The organism is Cellulosimicrobium cellulans, assembly GCF_001722485.1.
GTDB lineage: Bacteria > Actinomycetota > Actinomycetes > Actinomycetales > Cellulomonadaceae > Cellulosimicrobium > Cellulosimicrobium cellulans_A.
Genome location: NZ_LWGL01000220.1, coordinates 1 through 4,446, shown reverse-complemented (window position 1 = coordinate 4,446; position 4,446 = coordinate 1). Strand labels below are relative to the sequence as shown.

The 4,446-nt window shown below is 76.6% G+C and carries 3 protein-coding genes; all 3 read left to right on the top strand.

Features of this window, described 5'->3' with window-relative positions:
• The first annotated feature begins 175 nt into the window (after positions 1-175).
• From JZ5iCDA_RS15930 to JZ5iCDA_RS15920, 3 genes are read left to right on the top strand one after another with little or no spacing between them, the layout of a single operon-like run.
• A complete protein-coding gene (locus JZ5iCDA_RS15930) occupies positions 176-2,389 on the top strand; it encodes a VanW family protein (RefSeq protein WP_083260089.1) in 2,214 nt (737 codons plus the stop codon).
• A 24-nt stretch (positions 2,390-2,413) separates the two neighbouring features.
• Positions 2,414-3,337 carry a hypothetical protein gene (locus JZ5iCDA_RS15925; protein WP_069388031.1) on the top strand — a complete coding sequence of 308 codons (924 nt, stop codon included), beginning with the start codon at positions 2,414-2,416 and terminating at the stop codon, positions 3,335-3,337.
• On the top strand, positions 3,334-4,299 hold the full coding sequence (locus tag JZ5iCDA_RS15920; RefSeq protein ID WP_069388030.1) for a prephenate dehydratase: 966 nt from the start codon (positions 3,334-3,336) through the stop codon (positions 4,297-4,299). Before JZ5iCDA_RS15925 ends, JZ5iCDA_RS15920 begins: the two co-directional genes overlap by 4 nt.
• Positions 4,300-4,446 lie beyond the last annotated feature (147 nt).

The window sequence follows — 4,446 nt, the reverse complement described above, 5'->3', positions numbered from 1 at the left end:
TGCGCCGCGCGCAGCGTGGTGAGCGCCTCGGTGAACGGCAGGTAGGGCAGGCCGACCTCGCCCAGGTCGACGCAGTGGCTCCAGACCACCGCCGCGCCGCGCTCGGCGGCGAGCTCGGCCGCCCGCGCACGAGGGACCGTCGTCGGACGCCCCGGTCGTCGAGCCGCAGGAGCAGGTGGCGGCCGAGGCGCCGGCCGTCGAGCAGCCTGCCGTCGAGCAGGAGGTCGTCGAGCAGCCGACTGCCGAGCAGCCGGAGGTCGAGGAGCCGGCGTCCGCGTCCCAGGAGCCGGCGGCCACGGCCGACGCCGACGAGACGCGCGTCGTCCCCGTCGTCGGCCCGGACCCGGCGCCCGCGGAGCCCGCAGCGTCCGTCCAGCCCGCAGCGTCCGTCCAGCCCGCCGCGCCCACGGAGCCGTCGGTCGCCCCGGCGCCCGAGGAGCCCGCCGCGCCGGCGGCCGACGCCGCGCCGTCGCAGCCCGAGGGCGCCGACACGACGCAGGTGCTCCCGCCCGTCGAGCCGTGGGAGCGGCCCGGGCCGGTGCGCACGTCCGTGCTGCCGACGTCCGCGGACCCCGTGACCGGTGAGCCGACCCCCGCGACCGCCCCGGCCGGGACCGGCGACGACGTCCCCGCCGCCGCCCCCGGGGTGGCCGGTCCGTTCGGACCCGTGCCGCCGGACGAGGAGCGCGTGACGTCCCCGTTCGACGGGTTCGAGGAGGACGCGCCGCGCCGCGGGTGGGTGCGCGGCCTGGTGTGGACCGGCGTCGCGGTGCTCGTGCTCGGCGGCCTGTACGCGGCCGCCCAGTGGTACTTCTCGGACAAGGTGCCCAGCGGCACGACCGTCGCCGGCGTGGAGATCGGCGGGATGACCCGCGCGGACGCGCAGGCCGAGCTCGAGGCCGGGCTCGGGCCGCGCGCGGCGGAGCCCGTGACGCTGACCGCGGGAGAGGCGACCACGACGATGGACCCCGCCGCCGCGGGCTTGACGTTCGACGCCGAGGCGACCGCCGAGGAGCTCACGGCGTTCTCGATGAACCCCGTCCGGCTCTGGGACCACCTCGTGGGCGGCGGCGAGGAGGAGCCGGTCGTCGAGGTCGACGACGCGGCGCTCGACGCCCAGGTCGAGGCGCTGCGTGGCAGCCTCGAGGCCGAGCCGGTCGACGGCACGGTCCAGTTCGTCGACGGCGCGCCGACCGCGACGCCCGCCGCCGACGGGACCGCGCTCGTGGCCGAGACGGCGACGCAGAGCATCGTGGAGGGCTGGCTCGTCACGGACGGGCCCATCGAGCTCGAGACCGAGCCGGTCGGGCCGGAGGTCACCCAGGAGGAGACGGACGCCGCGCTCGCTCAGGCGCAGCAGGTCGTGTCGGCGCCCGTCGTCGTCACCGTGGGCGACCAGTCCGCGGAGCTGCCCGTGGAGGTCCTGGCCGGTGCGGCGTCCTTCACGCCGACGGACGGCGAGCTGGCCCTGACGTTCGACGGCGCCCTGCTGGTCGAGGCGGTCGTCGAGCGGACGGACGACCTCCTGACCGCGGCGGACGACGCCCACTTCGAGTTCGAGGGCGGCGTGCCCGTCATCCGGGGCGGCGAGCCCGGCACCACGATCGACCCGGCGGCCATCTCGGAGGCCGTCGCGACGGCCTCCACGGCGACGGACCGGACGGCCACGGTCGAGCTCGTCCAGAGCGACCCGGCGCAGTCCGTGGCGGCGCTCGAGGCGCTCGGCGTCAAGGAGAAGGTCGCGGAGTTCTCGACGCCGCTGACCAACAACGCCCTGCGCACGGAGAACCTGCGCGTCGGTGCGAGCAAGGTGGACGGCCAGCTCGTGCTGCCGGGGGAGACGTTCTCGCTCACGGAGACCCTCTCGCCGATCACGACCGCCGGGGGCTACCACTCCGCGGGCATCGTCGAGAACGGCCGGCACGTCGACGGCGTCGGCGGCGGGCTCTCGCAGATGGCGACGACGGTGTACAACGCCGCGTTCTTCGCCGGGCTCGAGGACGTCGAGCACCGCCAGCACAGCTACTGGTTCTCGCGGTACCCCGCGGGGCGTGAGGCGACGATCTACGTCGGGGCGATCGACCTCAAGTTCAAGAACGACACCCCGTACGGCGTGCTCATGCAGTCGTGGGTCGGTGGCGGCGAGCTCCACGTCGCGGTGTGGAGCACGAAGCACTTCGAGGTCGAGACGAGCGCGAGCTCGCGGTCGAACGTCGTGCCGCCGACGACGGTCACGCAGTCGGGCCCCGACTGCGCGCCCACCCCCGCCGGCAACCCCGGCTTCACGATCACGAACTACCGCAAGGTCTACCTCGACGGCGAGCTCGTCAAGGACGAGGCCGACCGGTGGACGTACAAGCCGGACAACGAGGTGGTCTGCGCTCCCTGAGCGCGGCCCGGACGAGGAGTAGGCATGCTCGGACGCAGCGAACGGGAGTCGGGGCCCCAGGCCCTGCTCGCGGCACGTGCCGCGAGCTGGGCCGACGGCGGGCCGGGCGAGGCGGACGCGCTCCTCGACCTCGGCTCGACGTCCGCGACCCTGTCGACGGTCGCGAGCATCGAGGGCCTGTCGGCCGTCGTGCACCTGGGGCACCCGGCGCAGCCGTCGCACGAGCTCGAGCGCGCGCTGCTCGCCGCGCCGCCGACGCTCGTGCTGGCGGCGGCCGTCGCCGTCCCGGCGCAGTGGGTCTGGGTCGGGCGGTCGGGGCGCGCGGAGGACGCCGCGGGGCCCGTCGTGGTCGACGAGGCCGGCATGCGCGACCGCCGGCACGTGCTGCGCGCGATGGGCGTGAGTCCCCAGCTCGTGCCGACGCGCACGCCGATCGAGCAGCGGGTCGCGCTCGCGGGCGCGGACGGCACGCTCGTCGTCGAGCGCTCCGTCGCCGCCGCGCTGGCCGTGCAGGGCTTCGTCGAGCTGCCGGGCAGCGAGCGCCTCGGCCAGGGCGCCCCGGTCTGGTACGGGCTGCTCGAGTCGCGCGACGCCGCGCCGCGCGTCGAGGGTGCGGCGCAGGTCTGGCTGGCGTTCGGGCCGCGCGACGACCACCGCGGCTCGCTGCAAGAGACGCTCGGACTCGTCGCGGCCGCCGGCATCGACCTGCAGCACCTGCGCAGCCACCGCTCGCAGGCGGGACCGCACATCTTCTTCTGCGCGTTCTCCTGCCCGGACGCGGACGTGCTCGCGGCGCTCGTGCGCGGCTTCGACGAGCGCGGCGTCGCCCACCGCGTCCTCGCGGTGCTGCCCGGGCACGAGTTCGTGCCCGGTCCCGACGCGCTCGAGCCGCGCTGGAGCGCGTCGTCGCTCGCGGGTGGCGCCCGGCCCGAGCCCACGCCCGCGTGAGCGGCGTCGGCTACCTCGGCCCCGAGGGCTCCTTCACGCACCAGGCCGCGGTCGCATGGGCCACGACGCTCCACGACGCGCCGGCGCCGCCGTCTCTGGTGGCCCGCGGCACCGTCGGCGACGTCTTCGCCGCGGTCGCCGACGGCACGGACCGGCGGGGCGTCGTCGCGATCGAGAACACGGTCGAGGGGTACGTCGTGCCGTCGCTCGACGCGATCGTCGGCAGCCCCGAGGTCGTCGCGGTCGACGAGGTCGTCCTCGACATCGAGTTCGACGCCTTCGTGCGCCGCGGCCACGGCGAGCTCACCGAGGTGAGCGCGCACCCGCACGGGCTCGCGCAGTGCCAGGGCTTCGTCGCGCGCACCGGGCTGCGGCCCGTGCCGGCCGCGTCGAACGCGGCCGCGTGCCGGGACGCGGCACCGCACCAGGTGGCGCTCGGGCCGCGCATCTGCGGCGAGCTCTACGACCTGGAGACCTACGAGCGGGGCGTCGAGGACTTCGCGGGCGCGCGCACGCGCTTCCTCGTCCTCGCGACGCGCGCCGAGGCCCCGGGCGTGCTCGCCCGGGCGCGCGAGCGGCACGACGGCGCGTGGCGCACGATGCTCGCCGTGACCCCGGTCGTCACCGGGCCGGGCGTGCTCGCGCGGATCACGCGCTCGTTCGGGGAGCGCGGCGTGAACCTGTCGAGCCTCGTCACGCGCCCGCTCAAGCGCGTGCACCGCGTGGCGGGGGCGTACGTCTTCGTCCTCACGGTCGACGCCGCGCCCTGGGAGCAGCCGGTGCGGGCGGTGCTCGAGGACCTGCTCCGCGCGGGGGACTCGCTCAAGACGCTCGGCGTCGTGCCGGCGCGCGGCGAGCTCGACGAACCGGTGCACGCCGACGTCGACGCCGCCCACGTCCCGGTCGGCAGCGTCGGTCCGGGCACCCCCGCCCCGGGGCTCGCGAGCGGGCTGCTGTGGTGAGCGCCATGGCGTCCGGGCCGGGGGAGCGCCGTTCCGCGGCCGTCTCCGTGGCGGTCGTCGGGCTCGGGCTCGTGGGCGGGTCGCTCGCGCGGCTGCTGCACGCGCGCGGCGTCGCGGTCACGGGGTACGACGCCACGCCCGCGACGC